This is a genomic window from Amycolatopsis sp. cmx-11-32 (assembly GCF_047608695.1).
Lineage (GTDB): Bacteria > Actinomycetota > Actinomycetes > Mycobacteriales > Pseudonocardiaceae > Amycolatopsis.
The window spans coordinates 515,156-541,186 of record NZ_JADNQN010000002.1; the positions used below are offsets into that span (position 1 = coordinate 515,156).

Genomic DNA, 26,031 nt, shown 5'->3' on the forward strand with positions numbered 1-26,031 from the left:
CTGGCCCGGTGAGGACACGACCGACCAAGGACGAGCAGGCCGCCGCGTACGGCAAGACCATCGACGACGTCATCGCGCCGGACCTGGACGTGCTGTTCTGCGGGATCAACCCCGGCCTCTACTCCGGCGCCCTCGGCCTGCACTTCGCCAGGCCGGGAAACCGGTTCTGGCCTGCCCTGCATCGCGGCGGCTTCACCCCGCGCCTGCTCGATCCGAGCGAACAGGACGAACTGCTCGGGTACGGGCTCGGCATCACGAACGTCGTCGCGCGGACGACGGCACGGGCCGACGAACTGACAAAGGACGAATTCTTCGAAGGCGGGCGTCTTCTCACGGCGAGGGTCACCGAATACCGGCCGCGCTGGCTCGCCGTGGTCGGGATCACGGCCTTCCGGACCGCGTTCCGGCTGCCGAAGGCGAAGGTCGGCCCGCAGGACGGCGAGATCGGGGGCGCGCGGGTCTGGGTTCTGCCGAATCCGAGTGGGTTGAACGCGCATTGGACGCCCGCGGCGCTCGGGGACGAGTTCGGCCTCCTCCGGGCCGAAGTCCACTCTGAGTAGTGAACGCGTCAGGATCTACCCTTGTCGCGCTCATTCGAGCAAGAGATCCACAACCAGCAGGTACGCAGAGTTTGCTGCGACGATGCGATACATCTATGAGGGGGATACCGCGTCACGTCCACAGACCTACTGACTCGTAATAGTTACGAGGTGTTATTTCCGTCCGGTCCCGCAGGGGGGACCGGTTGACGAGGGCGACCACGCCGGGGGGCCATGGGCGCCGCAGGGACTTCATGTCCTCTCGTCCGGGAATGACGGGCAGGAAAACGGAGGGGTCCGTGATGCGAAGCGTCGAACCGAACCGAACGCAGGTCGGGAGGCCTGGCGGACCGCCACCAGGCGGCCGAGGGCTCGGCGTGGCCGCCGTCGATCCGATCCCGATCTTCTGTGAGGGCCTGAGTTCGCTGGTCCACCGCACGCCGGGGCTGCACTGGCTCGGGCACGCGAGCAGCCACCATGCCGCGCTCCAGCTGTGCGAGCAGCTCAAACCGGACGTCATCGTGCTGGATTCGGCGCTCGACCCGAACTGCCACCTGTCCCGGCTGCTCAGTGGCGGCGACCCGGCGCTGGTCATCATCACGCTGGTCAGGGACACCAACCGCACACAGCAGTACCTCGCCGCGGCGATCGCGGCCGGCGTGCACGCGATCGTGCCGCGAGCGACCGACGGGCGGCATCTGACCGAGGCGATCCGGCGCGCGCACAGTGACCGCCGCTACATCGACCCGACGCTGGCGGCGCTGACGGCGCGGCCGAAGCGCCAGCCCGTACTCCCGAAGGCGGGCGAACCCCCCAAGCCCGCGACCGCGCGCGGCCTGATGCCGCTGTCCCGGCGCGAGTACCAGGTCCTGCAACTGGTCGCCGAAGGGCTGGAGAACTCCGGGATCGCGAAGATCCTGTTCCTGTCCGTGGAAACCGTCCGGACCCACGTCAAGAGCATCCTGCGCAAGCTGTCGGCCCGGGACCGGACACACGCGGTCACCATCGCGTTCCGATCCGGCATCCTGGTCACGAACCCTGACGACGCGCACGATCCGCCGGACGCCTCGACGGCCACGTCGATCGCGCCGTCACCTCGCTGAGACCCCCCGTATTGCTGATTTACACATCACAACAGTGGCCATTCACTTGCCGCCGGTTACCCACAGGTAATATCCTGAAGTTACCGGCGAGTAGGGGACGTGTGCCCGGCCGGGGAGCCGAACACATTGGAGTGACGAAATGGGCCACTACAAGAGCAACGTCCGAGACCTGGAGTTCAACCTCTTCGAGGTCCTCGGCGTGCAGGACCGCCTCGGCAAGGGCGTTCTCGCGGAATCCGACGAGGAGACCGCGCGCGGCGTGCTGACCGAGCTGAACAAGCTCGCTTCCGGTCCCCTCGCCGATTCGTACGCCGACGCGGACCGCAACCCGCCGGTGTACGACCCGAAGACCTTCTCGGTGAAGATCCCCGAGTCGTTCAAGAAGAGCTACCAGGCGCTGATGGACGGCGAATGGTGGCGGCTGGGCCTGCCGAACGAGCTGGGCGGCTTCGGCCTGCCCCCGACCGTGCAGTGGGCCGCCGCCGAGCTGATCCTCGGCGCCAACGCGCCGCTGTTCATGTACATGGCGGGCCCGAGCTTCGCCGGGATCGTCGACAAGAACGGCACCGAAGAGCAGAAGCGCTGGGCGCAGGTCATGATCGACCGCGGCTGGGGCGCGACGATGGTGCTCACCGAGCCCGACGCCGGTTCCGACGTCGGCGCCGGCCGCGCCAAGGCCGTCAAGCAGGAGGACGGCTCCTGGCACATCGACGGCGTGAAGCGGTTCATCACCTCGGCCGAGAACGACATGGTCGAGAACATCCTGCACCTGGTACTGGCCCGCCCCGAGGGTCCCGGCATCGAGACCAAGGCCGGCACCAAGGGCCTGTCGCTGTTCCTCGTGCCGAAGTTCCACTTCGACGGCGAGACCGGCGAGCTGGGCGAGCGCAACGGCGCCTTCGTCACAGGAGTCGAGCACAAGATGGGCATCAAGGCCTCCACCACCTGCGAGCTGACCTTTGGCCAGCACGGCACTCCCGCCAAGGGCTGGCTGCTCGGCGAGGTGCACGACGGTATCGCGCAGATGTTCCAGGTCATCGAGTACGCCCGCATGATGGTCGGCACCAAGGCCATCGCGACGCTGTCGACCGGTTACCTCAACGCGCTCGAGTACGCCAAGGAGCGCGTCCAGGGCGCCGACCTGCCGAACATGCTGAACAAGGCGGCGCCGCGCGTCACGATCACCCACCACCCGGACGTCCGCCGCTCGCTGATGCTGCAGAAGGCGTACGCCGAGGGCCTGCGCGCGGTGTACCTCTACACGGCGTCGTTCCAGGACCAGGTGTGGACCGGCGAGGGCGACGAGGCTTCGCGGAAGGTGGCGCACGGCGTCAACGACCTGCTGCTGCCGATCGTCAAGGGCGTCGGTTCGGAGCGCGCGACCGAGCAGCTCGTGCAGTCGCTGCAGACCCTCGGCGGGTCGGGCTTCCTGCAGGACTACCCGATCGAGCAGTACATCCGTGACGCGAAGATCGACTCGCTGTACGAAGGCACCACGGCCATCCAGTCGCTGGACTTCTTCTTCCGCAAGATCGTCCGCGACAAGGGCGCTTCGCTGGCCTACGTCGCCGGGGAGATCACGAAGACCATCGAGTCGGAGATCGGCAACGGGCGGCTCAAGAACGAGCGCGGTCTGCTCAAGCAGGCGCTCGAAGACACCCAGGGCATGCTCGGCTCGCTGATCGGCTACCTGACCTCGTCGCAGGAAGACCCGCAGAACATCAACAAGGTCGGCCAGCACACGGTCCGGCTGCTGATGTCGGTCGGCGACCTGATCATCGGCTGGCAGCTCATCAAGCACGCCGAGGTCGCCATCGGCAAGCTCGACGCCGGCGCGTCGGCGAAGGACACCCCGTTCTACGAGGGCAAGATCGCCGTGGCGTCGTTCTTCGCGAAGAGCGTGCTGCCGGAGCTGACGTCGCGCCGGGCGATCGTCGAGGCCGCGGACAACGCCCTCATGGAGCTCTCCGAAGCCGCTTTCTAGGCCATTCGGACACCGGAAAGCCCCTTCCAGCACGGAGGGGGCTTTTCTGGTTTCGAGTGGGTTTCCCGGGGGCATTTCCGTGCTGAGTCCGCCCCTCGGCGGAGACCTCGGCAAAGGAGTTTTTCAATGACAGTCACCGGCATCATCACGGCGATCGTGGTCGGTTTGATCCTCGGGGTGCTCGGCAGGTTCTTCGCCCCCGGCAAGCAATCGATCCCGATCTGGCTGACGATCGGGGTCGGCATCGTCGCCGCCTTCATCGGCACCTGGATCGCCCGCGGGCTCGGCTACGCGGACACCAAGGGCTTCGACTGGCTCGAACTCATCACCCAGATCGTGGTCGCGGCCGTCGGTGTCGCCCTGGCCGCGAACCTTTACGGACGCCGGGGTGTCACCCGGTAAGGGGTCTTGAGGCGCGACAAGGCGGTTTTGGTGTCACGGTGGGTCCAACTCGATTCTCCAGCGAAGGAGGAACCATGTTGGGTGGCCTTTGGGGCATCATCACCACGATCGTGGTCGGTCTGATCCTCGGCGTCATCGGCCGGATGCTGGCTTCCGGCGATCAGAAGATCCCGATGTGGCTGACGATCTTGGTCGGCATCGTCGCCGCTTTCATCGGCAACTGGCTGGCCGGCGTGTTCGGCGTCCGCGACACCGCGGGCATCGACTGGATCCGGCACGCCTTCCAGGTCGGCGCGGCCGTCATCGGCGTCATCGCCGCGGCCGCCATCTACGCGAAGGTCAAGGGCGGCGGGCACCGTACCGTGACCTGATCAGGGCTACGGTCAGCCCCTGTGACCACTCGACTCGAACTCAGTGGCCAGGGGCTGACCTCCCTGACCGGCGTCCCCCTCCCGGCCTCCCTCGAGTACCTGGACCTGTACGACAACCGGCTGACCTCCGTTCCCGAGGAGCTGTGGTCGCTGTCCGGCCTCCGGGTACTGAATCTGGCCACCAACCGGCTGACCTCCATCTCACCTTCGATCGGCGCCCTGCGGCAGCTGCACACCCTCGATCTGGGGCACAACGAGCTTTCGGCCCTGCCGGACGAGCTCGGCGAGCTTTCCGGGCTGACGGAATACCTTTACCTGAGCGACAACCGGCTGACCGAGTTCCCCGCCGCGCTGTGCTCGCTCGGAAGGCTGAAATACCTGGGGTTCACGGACAATCGCGTCTCCACGTTGCCGGACGACCTGTCCGGGCTGGCCTCACTGCGGGAACTTCGCTTGTACGGCAACAGGTTGACCGCCCTGCCGGAGTCACTGGGGACGCTTTCCCCGTTGCGCGAACTGCATCTGCGGCGCAACCGGCTGACGTCGTTGCCGGACTCCCTCGGTGAGCTGAGCGAGTTGCGCCAGCTGGACCTGCGCGAGAACCAGCTCACCACCCTGCCTGCTTCCCTCGCCCGATTGTCGAAATTGGACAAACTGGATCTGCGCTGGAACAAGGAATTCCGCGAGCCGTCGTGGCTCGAAGATTTCGAGGACCGCGGCTGCATGGTGCTGCGGTGAGCCCTATCCGGCCAGTGCGGGCCCGTTCGGACCGGCGATCGCGCCGAGCTGGGTGAGCCCGTCCAAGATGTCGGTGCAGGTCCAGTACTCGACGAATTTCCCGCCCGAGGCACGCAGGATGTCGTGACCGCTGAACGCGATCTCGGTCCCCACCGGCGCGGTGGCCCCTGGCAGACCGCCCGCGTACGTGGCACGCATGGTCCACCGCGCCGAGACCAGGTCGCCGTCGACGAGAGGACCGAGATCCACGCTGATGTCGATGTCGTCGAACGCCGCCCTGGTCTGCTCGATTTCGGGAAGCAGCCGAGCGGGGCCGGTCGTCGCCTCCGAATCGGTGCCGTCGGGACGCGCCTGATGCACGACGAAGCCGGGGTCGAGGACGTCCTCGGCGTGCCGGAAATCACCGCGCCACAGCTCGGACCAGCGGGCATACAGCTCGCGAAGGTCGACGTCGGGCAAAGTGTCCATGAGTGAACTCCTGGAGAGAGAAGTGTCTGCGTAACACAGTCTCTGCGTCACGCAGACATTTTAGGAATGGATGTCTACCCGTGTCAAACGAGAAGCACGCGGAACTGCTGAAGGCCGTCACCGTGGCCGCCCGGCGGCATTACGTCGCCTACACCCTGTTCAACCAGGCTCTCGCCAACCGGCTCGGTCTGCATCCCACCGATCTGCAATGCCTCGGCCTGCTCGAACTCGAAACGGAGCCGCTTTCCACCGGCGAGATCGCGAAGTCGATCGGACTCACCTCCGGATCCGCGACCCGCCTCGTGGACCGGCTGGAGAAGGCGGGGTTCATCACCCGGATGCCGGATCCACTGGATCGCCGGAAGGCCCTCGTCTCACTGGCGGCCCGGCGCGGAGCCGAGGCGGGGGCGGCCTGGGAGGAGCCCGGCAACGCGTTCGCGGCTGTTCTCGCGGACTTCAGCGCCGACGAACTCACGGTGATCGAACGGTTTCTGCGGCGGACGACCGAAACCGGTACCGAGCAGGCCGCGCGGCTGGCGAAACAGTGACCCTCAAGCGCAGATGATCGTGGTCCGCGGCGAGTAGGTCGCGTTGCGGGTCTCCCGGCGGACCTCCGTGCCGGTGACGACGTCGATGAGCACGCGGGTGTCCGAGGTGCTGAAACCGGCGGCACCGGGATCCGGCACGCAGCCAGGGCCCGAACCGACCTGCACCGGCTGGGCGACGTAGGAGTGCCGTTCGCCGCCGACGCTCTGGACCGAGAACCGTTTCGTGCCCCAGATTCGCACGGTCACCGAGCCGTTGGCGGGGACGACCTGGATCGCGATACCGGTCGGGGCGTCGTTGACGACCTGCATCTCGACCGGCGAACCATCGTTGTTGATCGCCTTCGCGTCCCGCGCGACCGGATAGCGGTCGAGGTGGTGGTCGTGCTCCAGATGCCCGCCGTCGGCCAGTCCCGCCAGGTACGCGGCGTTGTAGAGCGTCGTCGCGAGCTGCGAGACGCCGCCGCCCACCACGACCGGCCCGGTGCCGTCCTCGCTCACCGGGGCGGGGACGTAGCCCGCGTCCGCCGTCCGCGCTCCCGATCGGGCGCCGAGGCTGAACGTCTCGTTCGGCTTCACGATGGTGCCGGACACCCGGGTGGCCAGCGCCTGGACGTTCGTCATCGCCTGCCCGTTCAGGCCCGACGTGGTGAACTCGCCGATGACCTCTTTGATGCCGAGGACGTTCGCCGCGTCGGTGCTGACGGCCGGGCTGCTGGCGTCGTAGACCGCCTTCAGCTCCCGGTCTTCGCTCTTCGCGAGCGCCGTGGTCAGCGCGGAGAACGTGAGGTCCCAGTTGACCTTCCGCGCGTCCTTCGACGGCTGGACCGCCGGCCGGTCGCCGACGAAGACGATCTGCGCGTCCGCCCCGTCGGTCTCGGTCGGCTCGAGCTGGGGCTGCGCGGCGGCCCGCAGCTTGCCCTGATCGATGCGGACCTCGAGGTTGCCGTCGTCGCGCGGGGCGAACTGGAAGGATCCCGCGATCGTGACCGGTTTCAGCGTCGCGTCCTTGCCCTCGCCGCGGATCAGCAGCGGCTTCGCCACCGCCGGGACGACGATCTTGTCCAGCGCCGCGTGTACCCCCGGCGAAGTCGCCTTCACCGGCGCGACGTTCACCTTCAGCTCGACGCCACCATCGCTCAGCCAGCCATCGGTGACCGCGGTGACCGACGCCCTGACGTCGGCGAGCGTCTGACCGGCCCGCGGCTCGACCGCGGCCGGGAAGACCCCGCCGTCAGTGCCCGCGACGGGCTGGAAGGTGATGTCGCCTTCGACCGGCGGGCGGTTCAGCTTCGCGGCGGCGAGGTCGGAGACGGCCTTTTCGAGCTTCGGCGCGTCGGTCCAGGTGACGACACCGACCTCACGGCTGGTGAAGAACGACATGACCCGCGTGTACGGGCTCAGGGGCTGGTGACCGGCGCGGCCCAGCGTCTGCGGCCAGTCAAGGCCGAGACCGGACGACGTGGGGTACAGCACCGTGCGGATGTCGCCGGCGCGGACCCGCACCGGCTCGATCAGCCTCGGCTCCAGCTCGCGGCGAAGCTTCGACTCGGCTTCCTTGTGCGTGAGGCCTCCGACGTCGATCCCCGCGACGGTGACGCCGCGCGGGACGTCCCCGGCGCTGAAAATCAGGTCCCCCGCGTACGCGAGCACGAACAGGCCCATGAGCACGCCGGCGAGCATGAAGGCCTTACCGAGGCCTCTGCGGAACCTCGACGCGGGCGTGGGCAGCGGCTGCACCACCACCCTGTCGCCCTCGAAAAGCTCGTCTACCAGGTCTTCGTCGGTCTCGACAGCGGGAAGGAGTTCGTCGGTGAACAGGTCGGTGCCCGGTTCGTCGTGCTCATCACGCACCCACTCTCACCACCCCTCCCGCGACTGGAGCTACAGGTACAACCCCGTGCCGTGTTCGGACCGTTCGGTCGCCACGGCGTGGATGTCCCGCTCCCGCATCACCAGGTGCCCCTCACCCTGGATCTCGACCTCGTGCTGGTCGTCCGGGTTGAACAGCACACGGTCGCCGGTCTTGACGTTCCGCACACTGTTGCCCACGCCCAGTACATCACCCCACGAGAGCCGCCGCGCGACCTGCGCGGTGGCGGGGATGACGATGCCGCCGGAACTCCGGCGCTCCCCGTCCTCGGGGGACAGCTTCACGAGCACCCTGTCCTGCAACATCTGAATCTCGAGTTTCGGCCCGTCTGACACGAGTACGACTCTACTTACCCGGATCCCCCGCCATGACCAGGCTCAGCGTGCTTTCTCCACCGTCTTCGAACCGGACGGGCACCCCCCAGTCCTGCCGGGTGATGCGGCAAGCGGGGTGCTCGCCGCCGTCATCGCAGCTCGCGGCCTGTGCGACGACCTGCAGGACGCCTTCGGTGACGCCCTCGGCGAAACGGAGCGTGCGGAACAGGTCCGTGCCCACCCCCGCGCCGTCGACGAGCAATTCCGGCGGCGACGCGCTGATCTCCAGCCGCGTCGAGGGGCCGAAGCGGTCGTCGAGCTTCTCACCGGGAGGCGGGGCGAAGACGACGGAGAACTCCAGCTCACCCGGCGCCAGCACGGACGGCGGACGGCGGACGGCGTGCGCGTCCCCGGTCACCGCCTGCTCGCCGAGCGGCACCGGCCCGATCCCGTTCCCCGCCGACTCGACGACCAGCAGTTCGCCGTCGTGCACCAGCAGGCCGGACGGCTCCGCGAGACCGGTCGCGAGCGTGGTCACCCGGCGGGTGAGCGGGTCGTAGCGGCGGATGGCGCCGTTGTAGGTGTCGGCGATCGCGATGGTGTCGCCGGGCAGCACGGCGAGGCCGAGCGGATGCTGCAGAAGCGCCTGGTCCGCGGGTCCGTCGACGTGGCCGAAGGAGAACAGATCGACGCCGACCGCGGTGTGCACGGTGAACGTTTCGCCCTCGGGCTGGATCCAGCGCAGAGCCGACGTCTCGGGGTCCGCGAGCCACAGCCGCTGCCCGTCGGGTGCGAGACCGGACGTCTGCGCGAAGAACGCTTCGTGGACATCGCCGTCTCGCAGGCCCTCGACGGTCGTACCGGCGAAGCGGCGGATGGTGCCCGAGACCGGCTCGAACACGCTCAGCGTGTGGTTGCCGGCCATGGCGACCACGACCCCGCCCGCGGGGCCCCACCAGGCGACGTCCCAGGGGCTGGTGAGGTCGATGTCGAGCGCATCGCCGGTGTCGACGCCGTCGCGCCACTGGCGGCCGGTCCCGGCGACCGTGCTGACCTCGCCGGTGATCAGATCGATCCCGCGCAACCGGTGACCTGCCGTGTCGGCGACGACGGCGTGGTAGCCCGCGCGCTCCGCGACCTCGTACGGCAACAGCGTGATCCCGGACGGCTCGGTGAAGGTCGCCAGGTCGAAGGGCCCGTCCTGCGCACCGCGTGCGCCGCTGCCGAAGCGGCGGATGATCGTCTCGCCGTCGGACGCGAACTCGACGATGGAGTGGTTGCCGGTGTCCGCGACCAGGATCCGGCCCTCGGCGGTGGTGACGGCCTTGCTCGGGAAGCGCAGCTCGGAGCGCTGTTCCTCGGCCGGGACGTACGGGCTGCCGCCGCGGCGCAGCGTGCCCTTGGCCTCGTGGGTCGCGACGAGGTCGGCGATCACCCGGCGCAGCGCCTCGGCGTGCCCTTCACCGGCGGCGACGTGCACGACGTAGCCCTCGGGATCCACGACGACAAGCGTCGGCCACGCCTTGACCGCGTACTGCGACCAGGTGGTCATCTGCGGGTCGTTGAGCACCGGGTGGTGCACCTCGTAGCGGCGCACCGCGGCCTCGATCGCGGCCGCCTCGCCCTCGTGCAGGAACTTGGGCGAATGCACGCCGACGGTCACCAGGACGTCGGCGAACTCGGCCTCCAGCGGGCGAAGCTCGTCCAGCACGTGCAGGCAGTTGACGCAGCCGCTGGTCCAGAAGTCCAGCAGGACGATGCGGCCGCGCAGCCCGGCGAGGGTGAGCCGCTCGCCGCCGGTGTTGAGCCACCCGTCGCCGGCGAGCTCGGGTGCCCGCACACGGGACTGCGTTCGTGGAGAAGTCACGCCATGAGTGAACTACACGCGGAGCCGCTCTGTTCCGAGGTCCAGGCGTTGAGAGGGCTAGCTCACCCCAGGGGAGGAGCCTCATGTGGGTGATGAGGGCACGCGTGGAGGCCACGTTAAAAGAGAAGGCGTCTCCGCGTCGCGCGACTTAGGCTCGAACACATGTCCACAGTTGAGCCCGCCTTCACTCTCAAGGAGGCACGTGACCTCCAGGCGAGCTTGGCCGAACCCGTGCGTCCCGGGTTGAGCGAGGCCGAGCTCGACGACGTCGAAGCACGCTTCGGCTTCCGGTTTGCCGCCGATCACCGGACCTTCCTCACCGCCGGGGTGCCGATCGGCGACCGCTGGCCGGACTGGCGCTGCGGCAACCCCGAACAGTTGCGCAAACGGCTGGATTGGCCGGTCGACGGGGTGCTCTACGACATCGAGCACAACGGCTTCTGGCTGTCGGACTGGGGCCTGCGCCCGATCGAACTCGCCGACGCCCTTTCGCGAGCGCGCTCACATTTGAAGCGTGTTCCACAGCTAGTCCCCGTATGCGGGCATCGGTATCTGCCCGGGATAGCCGGGAGCACGGGATTTCCGGTGCTGTCGGTGTACCAGACCGACATCGTTTACTACGGTTACGACCTACGGGGATACCTGCGACACGACTTCTGCGACCAGCCGCTGGGCCCGCCGCCACCGGGCGGGCCGCGGCAGGTGGAGTTCTGGTCGCGGTTCGTGGATTAGCCGCCGCGTGGACTGAAGCTGACCTCGCTGGTGGCCAGCGTGTGGCGCGACGACCAGCCCGAGGAGGGCGCCTGGTCGGCTCGCTTCGGCGTTGAGGGTCAAGATTCGGCGGTGGCCTTCAGCCGGGCCAGGGTCGCGGCGATGTTCGCCCGGTTGGCGTCGTCCCGCTTCCAGACCCCGGTGAACAGCGACGTCGGACCGCGGAGCCAGCCCGGCCGCCGGTCCCACGCACTCTCGACGGTCACGCAACCGTCTTCCGTGGACTCGATGTCGTACTGCCAGCGCGCCACGGGAAGCCCGGCGAAAGTGGTCACCTCGAACGCGAACCGCCTGCCCTCGTCGGCGTCGGTGATCGTCGACAGGGTGCTCCAGCGGCGGACCCCGCGACGGTTGCGGCCGCGGAACTTCGCGCCGACGGCGACGGTCTTCACGTCGCCCACCCAGCGGTGCCCTTCGTACTCCTCGGCCATCCCCGCGAGCGCGCCCGGGTCGCTGACCAGGGCGTACACCTTCTCGGACGGGGCGGCGATCGCGATCTTGCCGGTGGCGCTGGGCTCGGTCATGACATACCTCCGTACTGAGGGTATGTGAAATACCCTCAGTTGTCCCGCCGGAGCATGCGACTGATACCGGCCGCCACCGTCGTCGCCAGCACCCAGCCCGACGCGGTGAACCCGGCCGCGACCCAGTTGTCCGTACCGTGCATGTACCAGCGCGACTTGTTGCCGAAGTCGACGATCGGGACCAGGAGGTCGACCGTGTACAGCACCGGGTTCCACTGCAGCCCGGTGTCGTCCTGGTTCACGAGGCACCGGGGCCCGCTCACGGTGAGATTGGCTTTGGTGATGCAGTCGTCGACCCCGAGCCCGAACCACAGGCTCCCGAGCACGAGCAACGTCAACAGCCAGCCGAGCGCGCGCACCGGACGGAAGCCGTAGCCGACCATCGATCGCTGCAACCAGCTCCACAAGTGCACGCCGGGTCCGAAGAACTTGAAGCCCTTCGCGAGCGCCACGTACCGGAACTGCTGTTTCTTCAGCAGCACCGTGGAGGCGTGCTCTTCGTTACCGGACGCGCGCAGCGTCGCCGCCAGCTGGTCGTAGGGCCCTGGCCGATAGCCGTCCATCGCCTCGCGCAGCAACACGATCCGATGGTCGATCGCCCGGTCGTCGTCGAGGGCGATGTCCTCTTGCAGCGCGTCGTAACGGAAATCCTCCAACTCGATCCCCGCCGCCGACGCCCAGAACGCCTCGTTGTCGCCCAGGGTCCCGCAATGCGCGCGCCGCAGCACGATCCGGCCGTCCGGCGGCGTCGCGGGCGTGAGCAGGAACTCGTCGGCCGAGACATCGCTGCCGTCGAGCGCGATCCCGTGCTGCGGCAGGGAACCGAGCCGCGCGCCACGGAAGTCGACGCGCCGCGCGACCTGGGCGCCGTCGAGGTTGACCCCGCCCTGCGCGATGAACGGGCGTTCCTTGTTCTCGGTGAGGACGAGGTCGCGGCCGATCCGCGCGGTGCGGACGTCCAGCGAGTAACTGGTGTTCGTCCGCGCACCGGGCTCGGTCAGGCTGGTACCGAAGAGGTTCACGCTGCCGCCGACCTCGGCGCCCTGCAGCCGCAGGGTTCCCTGGACGGTCGCGTCGGTGAGCTGGAAGTTGCCCGCGATTTTCGCGCGCCGCGCGGAAAAGACGTCGCGACGGGGATGCAGGAACATCGAATTCCAGGCGAGCACGTTGCCGCCGACGGTGATGTCCGCCATGCGCAACTGTCCCGACGGCACCCGCAGGCTCGTCGCCTCGATGTCACCGCCGATCGTCGTCCCGTCGAGGTGGATCGCGCGGTCGTAGTAAGGAATGCTCTGCCCGCGCACGACCTGGATCTCGGCGCCCGCCAGCCGGAGCGAACCGCCGATCCGCGCGTTGACCATCCGCAGTGTCCCGGTGGCCTGCATACCGTCGCTCAGTTCGAGGTTTCCGTTGACCGTCAACCGATCCGCGACCAGCGCCGGACGCGGGTCGATGTACGGGTCGTTCGACTTCCAGGCGTCCACCACGATCGGCCCGGACTGGTTCACCGACAGCCTGGCCTCCCGCATGACGATGTCACTGTCCACAGTGGCACTCGGCAGGAACACGATCCCACTGGCGGAGAAGCGTTTCCGCTGCGCGGCGGGCCCGTAGTTGTCCACCTCGCACAACAGGCTGCCGCCGATGTGGATCCCGTTCCCGTTGAGCGCGAAGCCGTCCCGGTTGTTCAGCGTCGCACCGGAGAAGTTGACGTTACCGCCGGCCCGCATACCCGGGATGCGGACTTCTCCGTTGGCCACCAGCCGATACGCGAGCAGCGCGCCGACGATGTTGACCCGGTCGGCCTGGATCGCCTTGCCCCGCGGATGGGTGATCACCGTACGGGTCAGCACGACCGAGCCCTCGATGACCGCGTCGGTGAGGTTGACCGCCGCGTTCGGCATCCCGCGCTCGCGATCGTCGCCGCGCTGGACCGTGGTCTCCTCGATCTCGTGCTCGCCGTCGACGTGCACGACACTGCGGATCAGGCGGACGTCGTTGCGGGTGCGGAGGTTCCGCGCCTTGAGCCCGGGCAACCAGCACTTGCGGAACACGAGCCCGAGCAGATGTGCCTCGCGAACGTCCGGCGGATGCTCGAACCGGCACCGCTCGAACCGGAACAGGTACTTGATGTCGGCGGCGCGCAGATCGAGCGTCCCGGTGATGTAGGCGTCCTCGACCTGCACGATCGGCGCGTTGGTCGCCTGACGGCGCCACCGGAGCAGACCGGTCGAACCCGGCTTCATCAGCTCGGACGCCGGGACCTCGTACCGCTTGTCGGGGTTCGGGTCGAACGGGTCGAGCGGCGGAAGGACCGCATCGCCGTTCGGCTCCCCTTCCCCCGGATCGCGCGGCCCGTTGTTGCGCCGAAAGCCCGGCATCGTCTCGCTTCCCTCCCCCGTCGTTCCCCTGGCACCAGCGAAGCCGATCACGCAGTGGATTCGCAAGGGGCCCAGGTCAGTAGACCGGAACCTGTCATGGGATCGCGACGGCAGAACAGCCACCGGGGTTCCGGCGCCATACGAAAGGGCTGTTCAGGACAAAAGTTAGGTCGATCCGACATCTTTCGACGGCGATCTTCCGCGATGGGCTGATCGGCGGTTTACCGGCTGCTATGGTCACTGGTTGGAGTCAGAAGCGAACTACGGGTAGGTCGCGCCCCAACGCGGCCCGTGCGGGGAGGCACGTCATGACAGGACCGGGAAGCGGCTCTCAGGGGGTCTACGACCAGATCAACGGGCCAGGGCCGCAAGCACCGCCAACGGGCTCGGGGATGATTCCGGGCGCCGCCGCGGCGCCGCCATCCCAACCGCCACCGAACTATGGCGAGTTGGGCACCGGGCAGGCGAAGGCCGACTTCGCCGCCGCCTCGGCGAACGGCGGCTGGGAATTCGACGCCGAAGCCATGGACAACGTCATCAAGCGGCTCCAAGAATGCATCGAACGCGACTTCAGCCGAGCACGCGCCGAAGCCAGCAACCTCACTGGTATCGACGCCATGGGTGCCGAGATCGCGAGTGACGGCTATGTCGCCATGGCGAACGCGTCCGGCGCGGCCTACCAGACCTTTCTCAACGGAGCCGCCGCCTACGCGCAGGCATATATGCAAACCCTGATAGACATCAAGACGGCCTATCAGAATCAAGACCAGGCCGCACTCGACGCGATTCGCTCCATCGGAAAGGCACTTTAAATGCGTTCTCGGTCCGTGGCCACCCTTGCCGCCGTTGTCTCAGCCGCCGCCGTAGTCGCCGGGTGCGGCAGCGAGACCCCGGGTACGCCCGCTCCTGGCCCGACAGCGTCTTCCGCCGCGGAGTCCGGCCTTCCGAGGGCGGGCGCCCCGAAGGTGGGAACTCCTTTGAAGACGACAGCCATCGAAACGAACGCGTGTGAGGCAGCGTCCGAATCGGAGATCAACGGCACCGGCGTGACTTTGAAGACGGCCGAACCGCAGGAGATCGCAGGCGGCAAAGGTTGCCTGTGGATCTTCACGAACACCTCCGGGACGGTGACCGGGAACCTCAATGTCAACGAGCCCGACGGGCTCAGCCACCTCTACGCGCTCAAAGCACAGGGCAGCGGGGTGACGACATTTCAGCCAGTGGCCGACATCGCCGGCTACCCGGCGGTCGTTTACGCCAATGGCGGCGAGGGCGCAGGTGTCTGCAACCTGGCGATCGGCGTACGCGACGACATGATGTACGTCCTGACCACACAACTCTTCAAGGGCAGCCCCAAGTACAACGACGCCTGCGGGCTGCTCACGAAAATCGGCGAGTTCGCTGTCCAGCACCTGAAGGCGGCCCAATGACCTACAGCGGCTGGGAGATCTTCACCAAGCTCAACGCCAACCCCAACACGACCAAGCGACTCGACGCGGCTCAGGTGTCGTCCCACAAGCTGTTGGTCATCCATGAAGACATCAGCAAGGCCATGGGAGACAGCCAGACCGCGTTGAGTTCCTTTTGGAAGGGCGAAGCCGCCGACAGCGGCGCGGCAGGTCTCGCCCCGCTCATCGCGACCTCCAAGATCGCGGGCGAGAACATGGACCGCGCCCGTCAGTCGATGTTCGACCAGAACGCCTCCTTCCATTACACGCGCGGCAACGTCCGCCCGGTGGAGAAGGAGCGCGCCGGGGACAGCGGGCCCGAAGACGTGCTGTCCATCGGTGCCAGTGACGACGAGATCGCGGCCGCGAAGTTCGACGCGGACACCAAGCACAACGTCGAGGTCTACGAGCCGTACTACCAGAGCACCCAGCCACGGCAGCTGACGCTCGCGCCGGTCTATCCGGCCGCGCACGATCCGAACGTCTCCGCCGGACCGATCACGGCGGACCCGGTGGATCCCGGACAGACCAAGGTAAGCGGGTTCAGCGGCGGGTATCCCGGTGGCGACTCGGGACGGCATGGTGGGCCCGGTGGGTACACGGGCGGGCCGAGTTCGTACAGCGCGCCTCCGGGGGCCGAGGGGTATCAGGCGCCGAGGTCGCCGCAGATCTCGCAGCCGCCGAGAATGCCGCAGATGCCGCAACCTCCGCGACCGACGCCGATGCCGTCTCCGCGACCGAACGACCAGACCGGCCTGTCCAGGACGGACCACGGGCCACAGCTGCGTCCAGGGGAGCACCGCCCGCCGAATTTCGGGCCAGGAAGCGGCGGACCCGGCGGCGGATTCGGATCGGGTGGCGGATTCGGGCCCGGCGGCGGATTCGGACCGGGTGGATCGACGGGCGGGCCGGGGAGTATGGGGCCCGGTCGCGGTGTCGGGGCCGGGATGCCCGGCGAAGGCGCGATGCGCGGTCCGGCCGGAACACCCGCGGGTGGCCCGGCGGCAGGCAGGCCCGGCGCTCCCGGAATGGGCGGTATGGGCGCCGGCGCGGGCAAAGGGGGCAAGGGCGGCGAGGACGAGGAGCACCAGCGCAAGATCACGCTGCAGGAAGAGGACGGCGACTCCATCTTCGGCGGCTACGACGGTGACAAGCCGGTTCCGCCGGTGATCGGCGCATAACCGTGCTCCAGAAACCCGTCGAACTGACGCTCCAGACCTACGAAACCCTGCTGGACCAGCATAACCTCGGTGACATCCACCCGACGCTCGTCCGCGGCGCGCGGTGGTACCTGCCCGAGGAACGCCGTGAGCTGGCCGCCACCGCCCAGTCCGAATTGGACAGACAGGGCCTGCTGCGGCGAGGCCGGATCGACGACGAGTTCCTCGACACGCTGCGTTTCCTGCAGCGGCCGGCAGTCGAGTACTACTCGTGGGTGAAGTCCGAGGGGTGCGAACAGACCGTTCGCGCCGCGGGCAGTGGTCGGGAAGCGCTCACCGTCGTCCTGGTCGACAAGGTCGTCTACCTGAAGCCGACCCGGCCGGACACGCTCGCGCAGGACTTCACCGGGCTGCTCCCCGAGGCTCTCCCCGCGCGCACACCGTCCTTGAACTGCGCGGAAGCCGACCTGCAGGTCCTGATGGAGGGCGAAATGCTGACCGGAGGCGGCCCGAGCATCCGCGACGCCAAGAAGATCCTCCGGTGGATCCGGTCGCCGCACACCTTCTTCGGACGACTGTATGTCGCTATCCGTGACGGCGGCGGCAACCGGAAACGCGTGGAGAGACCGCCGGGCTGGATGGACACCGAACAGGGCCGCGTCGTGTTCGGCCCGGACACCAAAGGCTGGGTGAGCCTCATGGGCGCCGGGCCGCACGAAATCGCCGCCAAAGTCGTCCAGCTGGAGTCGCAGCTACGCGGCCGCTAGCCCTGGTGGTTCGGGTTCAAGACCCGCGAGAGGAACGTCTTCGTGCGTTCCTCCTGTGGGTCGCCGATGACCTGGTCCGGCGTGCCCTGTTCGACGACGACGCCGCCGTCCATGAACAGCACGATGTCGGCCACCTCGCGGGCGAACTGCATCTCGTGTGTGACGACGAGCATCGTCATGCCCTCCTGCGCGAGCTGCCGCATGACCGCGAGGACATCGCCGACCAGTTCGGGGTCGAGGGCCGACGTCGGCTCGTCGAACAGCATCACGTCGGGGTCCATCGACAGCGCCCTGGCGATCGCGACCCGCTGCTGCTGACCGCCGGAAAGCTGCAGCGGCAGCGAAGTCTCCTTCTCCGCCAAGCCGACCTTCACCAGATTGTCCCGCGCGATACGCTCCGCCTCTTCCTTGCCACGCTTCAGAACCTTGCGCTGCGCGACGGTGAGGTTTTCGAGCACGCTCAGGTGCGAGAACAGGTTGAACGACTGGAAGACCATGCCGATTTTCGTGCGGGCGCCGTCGATGTCGACGTCCGGGTCGGTGATCTCGCTGCCGTTGACCACGATCTTGCCCTGCTGCGGTTCCTCGAGGAGGTTGACGCAGCGCAACAGCGTCGACTTACCCGAACCCGAGGGGCCGATGATGCAGACGACCTGACCCCGTTCGACGTGCAGGTCGATGCCCTTGAGCACCTTGAGCTCGCCGAAAGCCTTGTGCAGTCCCGAAACCTTGACGATCGGTCCGGTGTCCGTCTTGGCGCTCATACCGTTCCTCCGCCGGGCACTCCGGCCCCGTATTTCTTTTCGAGCCGCTGCTGCAGGATCGACAGCGGAATCGTGATGACGAGATAACACAGACCGGCCACGACGACCGGCGTCAGTCCCCTGGCCTCGATCAGCGCCTGACGGCTGAACTGCGCCAGTTCCTGCTGCAAGGGCGTGGTGCCGAGCAGGAACGCCAGTGAAGAGTCCTTCGTCAGCATGATCAGCTCGTTGGCCAGCGGCGGCAGGATGATCCGGAACGCCTGCGGGATCACGACGGTGATCATCGTGCGCGCGGGCGACATGCCGAGTGAACGCGCGGCTTCGACCTGTCCGCGTGGCACCGCCTGGATCCCGGCGCGGATGGTCTCCGCCATGTAGGCCGAGGACACGATGCCCAGCGCCAGCATGATCGCGATGTTGCGCGGCAGGTTCGTGTTGAAGGCCGTCGGCACCCCGATGCCGACGGCGATGAAGATCAGCAGCGCGGGCAGGCCGCGGAAGAACTCGATGTACCCGCGCGCCACCCAGCGGTACGGGGCGACCGAGGAAAGTCTCATGAGGGCGAGCAGCAGGCCCAGCCCGAGACCGAGCACGAAGCCCAGTGTGGTGAAGACGATGGTGTTCTTCAGTGCGACGGTGATGACGTCCGGGAACTGGTTGGCGGCGACCTCGAGATCGAAGAACGCCTTGCCGATCTTGCTCCAGTCGGCCAGTAGCGCGAGCACGATGACGATCACCAGCAGCAGGCTGTATTGCCCGGTTCGGAACGCCGAACGTCGCTGGCGGCGGCTCAAAGCCATTTCTCTCCTCAACCAAGTGGCGACAAACCGGTGGCCGGTGCACTGGGCACCGGCCACCGGAGACGGATTATCAGCTGGCGGTCGGGCCGCCCGGCTGCCAGGCCGGGGCCTTGCCGAACCACTTCTGGTAGATCTGCGCGTAAGAGCCGTCCGCCACGGACGCCTTCAGCACCTCGTTGATCTGGGCGAGCAGGGCGGTGTTGCCCTTCTTCACACCGATTCCGTAGAACTCGTTCGTCTTGAACTCCGTGACGACCGTGGTGTCCGGGTTCGTCTTCGCGAAGTCGTAGAGGACGCCGTTGTCGTTGACGCCCGCGTCGATCGTTCCGTTCTTGACGGCTTGCTCCAGCAGCGCGAGGTCGTCGAACGTGACGATCTCGGCGCCCTTGGCCTCCTTCTCCGCGTACTTGGCGCCGGTGGTGGCCGACTGGACACCGATCTTCTTGCCCGCGACGCCGGTGAGGTCCTTGACCGGCGAACCGGTCTTGACCAGCAGTGCCTGGGTCGCCTCGAAGTACGGGTCGGAGAAGTCGAACTTCTGCTTGCGCTCGTCGGTGATCGTCATGCCTGCCGCGGCCAGATCGCACTGTCCGCTGTTCATCGATTCGCCGGACTCGATGTTCTCGAAGGCGATGTCGACGATGCTCTGCTCGACACCCAGCTTCTTGCCGACCAGGTCGACCAGGTCGACGTCGAAGCCGACGACCTTGTCGCCCTGCTTGACCTGGAACGGCTGGTAGGGCAGGTGCGTGCAGGTGGTGACCTTGCCGGACGCGACGAGTTGGACGCCGCCGGCCGCGGTTCCGCCTTCCTCGCCGCACGCGGACAGCGCGCCCGCGGCTAGGGCGAGCGCCGGGATCAGGGCGAGCGCTTTGAATCGGGCCACGTCGTCACTCCTTGTAGTTCCCATGTGTCGAGAGCACGCATATTGCCACTCATCCGGCGGCAAGCACAGCACTACGACGTTACAGCGCCGTTTCGGCCGTTACTGGTCAGCCGTCGGGTATCGCGCCGACATGGCAAGGTGAGTGAGTATGGCGACCATGAACAACAACTCGGCGCCGCGCCTTCCACCGGCCGGACGCCGCCCCCGCGCCACCACTTCGGCGGGGCGGGCGGCGAAACCCCGGGCGTCGAAACCCGGAGCGCAGTTCGACGGCTATCTCTCGCCGTCACGGCCGCACGCGGGCGCGTACGACGAGATGTTCACCGCCGACGGCACGGTCCGCCAGCCGTACCGGGCGCTGTACGAGTCGATCTCCGCACTGACCTCGGCGGACCTTTCGTCCCGCTCAGCGGCGATCGACCGGGCCATGGTGGATCAGGGCATCACGTTCTCGCTGTCCGGCCAGGAACGGCCGTTCCCGCTCGACCTGGTGCCGCGGGTGATCACTTCGGCCGAATGGAGCAAACTCGAACGTGGTGTGGCGCAACGGGTCCGCGCGCTCGAAGCGTTTCTCGCCGACATCTACGGCGACCGGCAGATCCTGCGCGAAGGCGTTCTGCCGCGACGGCTGATCACCTCGTGTGCGCATTTCCAGCGTGAGGCGTTCGGGATCAACCCGCCCAACGGCGTCCGTATCCACGTGTCCGGTGTGGACCTGGTGCGCGACGAGGAGGGCACGTTCCGGGTGCTGGAGGACAACCTCCGGAACCCGTCCGGCGTGTCGTACGTGATGGAGAATCGCCGCACGATGGCGCGCGTGTTCCCGGATCTGTTCGCCCAGCACCGGGTCCGCCCGGTCGGTGACTACACCTCGCATCTGCTGCGCGCGCTGCGGGCGGCGGCCGCGGCGAACGTCGCCGATCCGATGGTCGTCGTGCTCACCCCCGGTGTGCACAACTCCGCCTACTTCGAGCATTCGCTGCTGGCCCGGCTGATGGGCGTCGAACTGGTCGAAGGTCGCGACATGTTCTGCCGCGACAACGTCGTCTACCTGCGCACCACCGAGGGCGAACAGCAGGTCGACGTCATCTACCGGCGGATCGACGACGAGTTCCTGGATCCGGTGCACTACCGGCCGGATTCCGTACTCGGCGTCGCCGGGATCCTCAACGCGGCCCGCGCGGGCAACGTGGTGATCGCGAACGCGGTCGGCAACGGCGTCGGTGACGACAAGCTCGTCTACACCTACGTGCCCGAGATGGTGAAGTACTACCTCGACGAGAAACCGCTGCTGCCCAATGTGGACACCTTTCGCTGCTGGCTGCCGGACGAGTTCGACTACGTCATGCAGCATACGGAAGAGCTGGTCATCAAACCGGTCGAAGGCTCCGGCGGGTACGGCATCGTGTTCGGACCGGACGCGACGCAGGCCGAACTGGCCGCGCTGAAGCGGAAGGTCCGGGCGTACAAACGCGGCTGGATCGCCCAGCCCGTCGTCCAGCTGTCCACCGTACCGTCCAAAGTGGACGACCTACTGGCGCCGCGGCACGTCGACCTGCGCCCGTTCGCGGTCAACGACGGCAAGGACATCTTCGTCGTGCCGGGCGGCCTGACCAGGGTCGCGCTCCCGGAGGGCAGCCTGATGGTCAACTCGTCGCAGGGCGGCGGGTCCAAGGACACCTGGGTACTGGCGCCGCGGTCCTCCACGGCGGAGCGGGAGCTGGAACGGCCCGCACTCGGCGAGCTGTCCCATGTGGATGGTCTGGTCGCCGAACAGGGCCCCGAGCTGACCACGACCCAGCAACAACAGCAGCAACAGGCACAGGGAGGTTGATGTGCTCGCCCGCAACGCGGAATCGCTGTACTGGATCGGCCGGTACGTCGAACGCGCCGATGACACCTCCCGGATCCTCAATGTCGCGGTGCATCAGCTGCTCGAAGACGCGAGCGTCGACTCGGACCACGCGAGCCGCCAACTGCTCGCTGTCCTCGGCATCTCGCCGGAGGGCGTGGACTCGCTCGACGTGTGGAAGCTGACCGAGCTGGTCGCCTACGCCAAGGACAACCCGGCGTCGATCGTCGGTTCGATCAACTCGGCCCGCGAGAACACGCGCGGCGCCCGCGAGGTCGTCTCGACCGAGCTGTGGGAATGCCTCAACGCGACGTGGAACGCGGTGCCGGACAGGCAGCGGTACGCGCGCCGGGCGGGGCCGCACGCTTTCCTTTCCTTCGTGGAGGAGCGCGCGGCGATGTTCGCCGGGCTCGCGGATTCCACGATGAGCCGTGACGACGGCTGGCTGTTCATGGTGCTCGGCCGCTCGGTCGAGCGCGCGGACATGGTGGTGCGGCTGCTGCTTTCGCGGGTCCAGGACAGCGCGTCCTCGCCTGGCTGGATCACCGTGCTCCGCTCGGCCGGCGCGCAGGACACCTACCTGCGGACCTACCGCGGCGCACTCGACGCCGGCCGTGTCGTGCAGTTCCTGATGCGGGACACGCTGTTCCCGCGGTCGGTGTTCCACGCGCTGCGCCAGGCCGAGGAATGCCTGGAGCGGCTGGACCCCGGCGTCAGCTCGCGTGCCAACGAGAAGTCCGAAGCGCTGCGGCAACTCGGTCGCGCCCGCAGTGAGCTGGAGTTCCTGCGGCAGTCAGATCTGCTGGACGACCTGCCGAAACGGCTCGGCGCCCTGCAGACGGAGATCAAGGACATCGGCGACGCGGTTTCGGTGCAGTACTTCCATTCGTCGCCGTGGGTGGCCTGGAGCGGTGCGGAGGTTTCGCTGTGACCTGGCAGCTTCGGGTGGCTCACCGGACGGGATACCGGTACGCGACGCCGGCCACGCAGTCGTACAACGAGGCGCGGCTGACCCCGCGATCCGACCGGCGGCAGACCACGGTCGTGAACCGGGTCGAGACGACGCCGGCGACCCGCGCCTACCGGTACACGGATTACTGGGGCACCGTCGTGACCTCGTTCGACCTTCACGCGCCGCACACCGAGTTCACCGTGCTCGCGACGTCGGTGGTCGAGACCGCCGACGAAGGCGAGCCGATCCGTTCGGCGTCGTGGAAGGACCTGCGCGGCGACACCGTGGTCGACCACCGCACCGAGTATTTGACGCCGACGCCGTACACACCAAAAGATCCGGAGCTGACGAAGGTCGCGCGCGAACTGCGGAAGGGGCTCGACCCGGCAGAGGCCGTGCTCGCGATCTGCGGCTGGGTCAACGAACAGCTCAAGTACCAGCCCGGAACGACCGGCGTGCACAGCACGGCGACCGACGCCTGGCGTGCGCGCGAAGGGGTTTGCCAGGACTTCGCCCACGTGACGCTGGTGATGCTGCGCGCGATCGGCGTCCCGGCGCGGTACGTCTCCGGGTACCTGCACACGAAACCGGAGGCGAAACTCGGCGAGACGGTCGAAGGCGAAAGCCATGCCTGGGTCGACGTCTGGACCGGCGGCTGGTGGGCCTACGACCCGACGAACGCGATCCCGGTCGGCACGAGGCACGTCTGGGTCGCGTACGGGCGGGACTACGCCGACGTCGCGCCGCTCAAGGGCATCTTCACCGGCGGCGGGCAGTCCACTTTGGACGTCTCGGTGCAGCTGACCCGGCTGACGTGAGCCGTCAGGCCCGAACTTCGTCACGCCAAAGGCTCCGGACGACAGCCAGGGCGGGTACTACCAGCAGATCAGCTGGGAGAACATCGGCAAGTATCCGGCCGACGTGATCATGTACGACAACCGCGGCGGTTCGCTTTCGCTGGGCCCGGCCGGGCTCGGCGGCGTGCCGACCTGGGCGCAGCTGCCCGCGGTGAAGGCCGGGAAGCTGATCCCCTGGAACAACGAGACACCGTTCTCCCACCAGCGCTTCACGCCGCAGCTGACGGAACCCACCGCCGCGCTGAACAAGTTCGCCCAAGTCGCGTGATCAGACGTGAGCATGTGTCGCTAGGCCAGGAATTCGCGTAGCGCCGCCGCGAGGTCTGCCGGGTTGTCCTCGGCCATGTGGTGGCCGGACTCGATGGCGAAACCGCGGACGTCCTCGGCCCATTCGCGCCAGACCGCGATCGGGTCGCCGTACAGATCGGCCATGTCGTCGCGACTGGACCACAACATGAGGAGGGGACAGGCGAGTTTCCGCCCGGCCGCCTTGTCGGCGTCATCGGCGTCGCGGTCAGGACCGAGGCCCGCGCGGTAGTCCTCGAGCATCGCGTGGACGGTCTCGGGATCGTGGATCGCGCGCAGGAAGTCGGCGTGGTTCTCGGCACCCATCACGCCGGGATCGCCGCCGTACCAGGCGTCCGGATCCGCGTTGATCACCCGCTCAGCGGGTTTCGCGAGCTGGCCGAAGAAGAACCAGTGCCACCATTTCCGCGCGAAGTTCGCATCGGCGCGGGCGAGCGCTTCGCCGATCGGGACGCCGTCGAGGATGACCAACTTGGTGACGTTCTCGGGGTGGTCCACCGCCAGCCGGTGCGCGACGTAGCTGCCGCGATCGTGGCCTGCGACGGCGAACCGCTCGTGTCCGAGATGCCGCATGAGCGCGACGACGTCGTTCGCCATGGCGCGCTTCGAGTGCGCGGAGTGGTCTTCGGTGCTCGCGGGCTTCGAGGACTGGCCGTAGCCACGGAGATCCGGGCAGACGACGGTGAACGCGTCCGAGAGCCGGGGCGCGACGTCGTACCAGGTGGTGTGGGTGCGGGGATGTCCATGGAGGAGGACCAGAGGCGGTCCTGAACCGCCGTGACGGACCCTGAGGGTCACTTCGCCGACGTCGGCCTCTTCGAGCTTGAATCCCTCGAACATGACCCTCCCGAGATGAGATGAACGGGACTTTCCTTGCAAATTGTGCAAGGAAAGTCCCGTTCATCACAGCCTGAACGAGGAAATCAGCTCCGGGCGTGCGCGTCCAGGATGTGCGCGACCGCTTCGGTGACCCGCTGCGCGAAGTCGATGTTCAGCCACTCGTCCGGCACGTGGATGTTCGAGTCCGGCCCGCAAGCGCCGGTGACCACGAACTGCGCCTCCGGGTACTTCTCGCCGAGCAGCCCCATGAACGGGATCGACCCGCCCATGCCGTAGCTCTTGTGCGGCGCGCCGAAGACCTCGCCGCTCACGCGGTGCAGGACGTCGTCGAGCCACGGGGCGCTGACGGGCGCGTTCCAGCCGTTCTCGGCCTGGAACCCGCCCAGCTCGACCGAAGCGTCGTAAGGGACGTCGGTGGTGAGCACGCGGCGGACCGCCTCCATCGCGGCCGGCGCGTCGGCGGTCGGTGGCAGCCGGAAGCTCAGCGTGAGCGTGGTGCTGTCGCGCAGCACGTTGCCCGCGTCGGCCGGGAGCGGGAAGCCCTCCGCGCCGATCACCGAAAGCGTCGGCCGCCACGAGTTGTTGAGCAGCAGTTCGAGGTCGTCGTCGGACATCGGGCGACCGACCACCGGGAAGAGCTTCTTCGCCGCGCCGGGCGCGATCTCGACGACACCGCGAGCCTCGTCGACGCGGTTCTCCGGAATCTCGACGCTCAGTTCGGCGAGCTTGATCTCGCCGGTCTCGACGTCCTCGATCCGGTCGATCAGGGCACGCAGCACGCGGAACGAACTCGCCACGATGCCGCTGGCCATGCCGGAGTGCTGCGCCGATTCGAGCACGCGGACGGTGACGTTGAGGTGCAGCATCCCGCGCAGACTGGTGGTCAGCCACAGCCGCTCGTAGTCCGTGCCGCCCGCGTCGAGGCAGACGACCAGCGAGACGGTGCCGAGCCGCTCCTTCAGGTGCTCGAGGTACGCCGGCAGGTCCGGACTGCCGGACTCCTCACCGGTCTCGAGCAGCACGACCGCGCGGGAGTGCTTACCACCGGCGGCGCGTACGGCCTCGATCGCCGTGGTCGCCGCGTAGCCGGAGTAGCCGTCGTCGACCGCGCCGCGGCCGTACAACCGGCCGTCGCGGATCACCGGCGTCCACGGGTCGAGCCCCTCGGACCAGCCTCCGACCGGCGGCTGCTTGTCGAGGTGCCCGTACATCAGCACGGTGCCCTTGTCGGCCGCTTCGGACGTCGCCGGGATGTCGACGACCAAGAGCGGGCTGCGGCCTTCGAGTTCCACGACCTCGAGCGTCGCGCCGGGGATCTCCCGGGCGGCGATCCAGGAGCGGACGTGCTCGACGGCACCGGCCAGATGGCCGTTCGCCGCCCACTCGGCGTCGAACGCCGGTGACAACGCCGGGATCGCCACCAGGCCGGACAAGCTGGGAAGGACGTCGTGCGCCCAGTTCGAAACCACGGTTTCGCGTACGGATTTCTGCTCCACGTCCGCCATCCTGCCACGGTTTC

At 67.8% G+C, this 26,031-nt stretch carries 26 protein-coding genes and 1 pseudogene; 16 read left to right on the forward strand and 11 right to left on the reverse strand.

Going from position 1 to position 26,031, the window contains the following annotated elements; all coding sequences use genetic code 11:
* The first annotated feature begins 8 nt into the window (after positions 1-8).
* From mug to ACM6LR_RS07270, 6 genes are all read left to right on the forward strand, one after another.
* The gene (mug, locus tag ACM6LR_RS07245) at positions 9-560 is read left to right on the forward strand and encodes a G/U mismatch-specific DNA glycosylase (protein WP_414943430.1); all 552 of its coding nucleotides are present in this window, start codon (positions 9-11) and stop codon (positions 558-560) included.
* Between the two features lie 281 nt (positions 561-841).
* Positions 842-1,642 carry a response regulator transcription factor gene (locus ACM6LR_RS07250; protein ID WP_414936726.1) on the forward strand — a complete coding sequence of 267 codons (801 nt, stop codon included), beginning with the start codon at positions 842-844 and terminating at the stop codon, positions 1,640-1,642.
* 139 nt (positions 1,643-1,781) lie between these two features.
* The gene (locus tag ACM6LR_RS07255; RefSeq protein ID WP_414936725.1) at positions 1,782-3,626 is read left to right on the forward strand and encodes an acyl-CoA dehydrogenase; all 1,845 of its coding nucleotides are present in this window, start codon (positions 1,782-1,784) and stop codon (positions 3,624-3,626) included.
* 126 nt (positions 3,627-3,752) lie between these two features.
* A complete protein-coding gene (locus ACM6LR_RS07260) occupies positions 3,753-4,028 on the forward strand; it encodes a GlsB/YeaQ/YmgE family stress response membrane protein (protein WP_414936724.1) in 276 nt (91 codons plus the stop codon).
* Between the two features lie 74 nt (positions 4,029-4,102).
* Entirely contained in the window at positions 4,103-4,399 is a 297-nt protein-coding gene (locus ACM6LR_RS07265) for a GlsB/YeaQ/YmgE family stress response membrane protein (RefSeq protein WP_414936723.1), read from the forward strand.
* A 21-nt stretch (positions 4,400-4,420) separates the two neighbouring features.
* On the forward strand, positions 4,421-5,137 hold the full coding sequence (locus ACM6LR_RS07270) for a leucine-rich repeat domain-containing protein (protein WP_414936722.1): 717 nt from the start codon (positions 4,421-4,423) through the stop codon (positions 5,135-5,137).
* Positions 5,138-5,140: 3 nt separating this feature from the next.
* Here ACM6LR_RS07270 and ACM6LR_RS07275 read toward each other — a convergent pair whose 3' ends face one another.
* Positions 5,141-5,605 carry an ester cyclase gene (locus tag ACM6LR_RS07275; protein WP_414943431.1) on the reverse strand — a complete coding sequence of 155 codons (465 nt, stop codon included), beginning with the start codon at positions 5,603-5,605 and terminating at the stop codon, positions 5,141-5,143.
* A gap of 80 nt (positions 5,606-5,685) precedes the next feature.
* Here ACM6LR_RS07275 and ACM6LR_RS07280 point away from each other — a divergent pair, with 80 nt between their 5' ends.
* The gene (locus ACM6LR_RS07280) at positions 5,686-6,153 is read left to right on the forward strand and encodes a MarR family winged helix-turn-helix transcriptional regulator (protein WP_414936720.1); all 468 of its coding nucleotides are present in this window, start codon (positions 5,686-5,688) and stop codon (positions 6,151-6,153) included.
* Positions 6,154-6,156: 3 nt separating this feature from the next.
* On the opposite strand, the gene ACM6LR_RS07285 is transcribed toward ACM6LR_RS07280, so the two are convergent.
* From ACM6LR_RS07285 to ACM6LR_RS07295, 3 genes are read right to left on the reverse strand one after another with little or no spacing between them, the layout of a single operon-like run.
* Positions 6,157-8,004, reverse strand: coding sequence for a VanW family protein (locus tag ACM6LR_RS07285; protein ID WP_414943432.1), 1,848 nt, complete (start codon positions 8,002-8,004; stop codon positions 6,157-6,159).
* Positions 8,005-8,034: 30 nt separating this feature from the next.
* On the reverse strand, positions 8,035-8,328 hold the full coding sequence (locus ACM6LR_RS07290; protein WP_101611429.1) for a GroES family chaperonin: 294 nt from the start codon (positions 8,326-8,328) through the stop codon (positions 8,035-8,037).
* 40 nt (positions 8,329-8,368) lie between these two features.
* The gene (locus ACM6LR_RS07295; RefSeq protein WP_414937114.1) at positions 8,369-10,177 is read right to left on the reverse strand and encodes an NHL domain-containing thioredoxin family protein; all 1,809 of its coding nucleotides are present in this window, start codon (positions 10,175-10,177) and stop codon (positions 8,369-8,371) included.
* A gap of 189 nt (positions 10,178-10,366) precedes the next feature.
* Here ACM6LR_RS07295 and ACM6LR_RS07300 point away from each other — a divergent pair, with 189 nt between their 5' ends.
* Positions 10,367-10,936: a hypothetical protein gene (locus ACM6LR_RS07300; protein WP_414936718.1), complete on the forward strand. Its 570-nt coding sequence runs from the start codon at positions 10,367-10,369 to the stop codon at positions 10,934-10,936.
* A 98-nt stretch (positions 10,937-11,034) separates the two neighbouring features.
* Here ACM6LR_RS07300 and ACM6LR_RS07305 read toward each other — a convergent pair whose 3' ends face one another.
* Both ACM6LR_RS07305 and ACM6LR_RS07310 read right to left on the reverse strand, forming a co-directional pair.
* Positions 11,035-11,499 (reverse strand): SRPBCC family protein, encoded by a 465-nt coding sequence (locus tag ACM6LR_RS07305; protein WP_414936717.1) that lies wholly within the window; start codon positions 11,497-11,499, stop codon positions 11,035-11,037.
* A gap of 35 nt (positions 11,500-11,534) precedes the next feature.
* Positions 11,535-13,880 carry an oxidoreductase gene (locus tag ACM6LR_RS07310; RefSeq protein ID WP_414936716.1) on the reverse strand — a complete coding sequence of 782 codons (2,346 nt, stop codon included), beginning with the start codon at positions 13,878-13,880 and terminating at the stop codon, positions 11,535-11,537.
* A 308-nt stretch (positions 13,881-14,188) separates the two neighbouring features.
* Here ACM6LR_RS07310 and ACM6LR_RS07315 point away from each other — a divergent pair, with 308 nt between their 5' ends.
* The 4 genes from ACM6LR_RS07315 to ACM6LR_RS07330 are packed head-to-tail and all read left to right on the forward strand — an operon-like array spanning position 14,189 to position 17,255.
* A complete protein-coding gene (locus ACM6LR_RS07315) occupies positions 14,189-14,692 on the forward strand; it encodes a hypothetical protein (protein ID WP_414943433.1) in 504 nt (167 codons plus the stop codon).
* Positions 14,693-15,310, forward strand: coding sequence for a DUF3558 domain-containing protein (locus ACM6LR_RS07320; protein ID WP_414936714.1), 618 nt, complete (start codon positions 14,693-14,695; stop codon positions 15,308-15,310). It begins immediately after the preceding gene.
* Positions 15,307-16,509: a hypothetical protein gene (locus tag ACM6LR_RS07325; protein WP_414936713.1), complete on the forward strand. Its 1,203-nt coding sequence runs from the start codon at positions 15,307-15,309 to the stop codon at positions 16,507-16,509. Before ACM6LR_RS07320 ends, ACM6LR_RS07325 begins: the two co-directional genes overlap by 4 nt.
* A gap of 2 nt (positions 16,510-16,511) precedes the next feature.
* Positions 16,512-17,255, forward strand: coding sequence for an ESX secretion-associated protein EspG (locus ACM6LR_RS07330; protein ID WP_414936712.1), 744 nt, complete (start codon positions 16,512-16,514; stop codon positions 17,253-17,255).
* Here ACM6LR_RS07330 and ACM6LR_RS07335 read toward each other — a convergent pair.
* The 3 genes from ACM6LR_RS07335 to ACM6LR_RS07345 form a co-directional block, all read right to left on the reverse strand.
* Positions 17,252-18,019, reverse strand: coding sequence for an amino acid ABC transporter ATP-binding protein (locus ACM6LR_RS07335; RefSeq protein ID WP_414943434.1), 768 nt, complete (start codon positions 18,017-18,019; stop codon positions 17,252-17,254). The genes ACM6LR_RS07330 and ACM6LR_RS07335 overlap by 4 nt on opposite strands.
* Positions 18,016-18,819: an amino acid ABC transporter permease gene (locus tag ACM6LR_RS07340; RefSeq protein WP_414936710.1), complete on the reverse strand. Its 804-nt coding sequence runs from the start codon at positions 18,817-18,819 to the stop codon at positions 18,016-18,018. The genes ACM6LR_RS07335 and ACM6LR_RS07340 overlap by 4 nt, the downstream gene beginning before the upstream one ends.
* A 70-nt stretch (positions 18,820-18,889) precedes the next feature.
* Entirely contained in the window at positions 18,890-19,705 is an 816-nt protein-coding gene (locus tag ACM6LR_RS07345) for a basic amino acid ABC transporter substrate-binding protein (protein WP_414943435.1), read from the reverse strand.
* A gap of 148 nt (positions 19,706-19,853) precedes the next feature.
* Between ACM6LR_RS07345 and ACM6LR_RS07350 the strand changes: the two genes are divergently transcribed.
* From ACM6LR_RS07350 to ACM6LR_RS07365, 4 genes and pseudogenes are all read left to right on the forward strand, one after another.
* Positions 19,854-21,539 (forward strand): circularly permuted type 2 ATP-grasp protein, encoded by a 1,686-nt coding sequence (locus ACM6LR_RS07350; RefSeq protein WP_414943436.1) that lies wholly within the window; start codon positions 19,854-19,856, stop codon positions 21,537-21,539.
* Position 21,540: 1 nt separating this feature from the next.
* Entirely contained in the window at positions 21,541-22,488 is a 948-nt protein-coding gene (locus ACM6LR_RS07355; RefSeq protein WP_414936707.1) for an alpha-E domain-containing protein, read from the forward strand.
* Positions 22,485-23,327, forward strand: a complete 843-nt coding sequence (locus ACM6LR_RS07360) for a transglutaminase family protein (RefSeq protein WP_414936706.1) — start codon at positions 22,485-22,487, stop codon at positions 23,325-23,327. Before ACM6LR_RS07355 ends, ACM6LR_RS07360 begins: the two co-directional genes overlap by 4 nt.
* A 55-nt stretch (positions 23,328-23,382) precedes the next feature.
* A pseudogene (locus ACM6LR_RS07365) lies at positions 23,383-23,634 on the forward strand (ABC transporter substrate-binding protein); the annotation flags it as partial.
* 20 nt (positions 23,635-23,654) lie between these two features.
* On the opposite strand, the gene ACM6LR_RS07370 reads toward ACM6LR_RS07365, so the two are convergent.
* A complete protein-coding gene (locus ACM6LR_RS07370; protein WP_414936705.1) occupies positions 23,655-24,512 on the reverse strand; it encodes an alpha/beta fold hydrolase in 858 nt (285 codons plus the stop codon).
* Between the two features lie 83 nt (positions 24,513-24,595).
* On the reverse strand, positions 24,596-26,008 hold the full coding sequence (locus ACM6LR_RS07375; protein ID WP_414937113.1) for a M20/M25/M40 family metallo-hydrolase: 1,413 nt from the start codon (positions 26,006-26,008) through the stop codon (positions 24,596-24,598).
* Positions 26,009-26,031 lie beyond the last annotated feature (23 nt).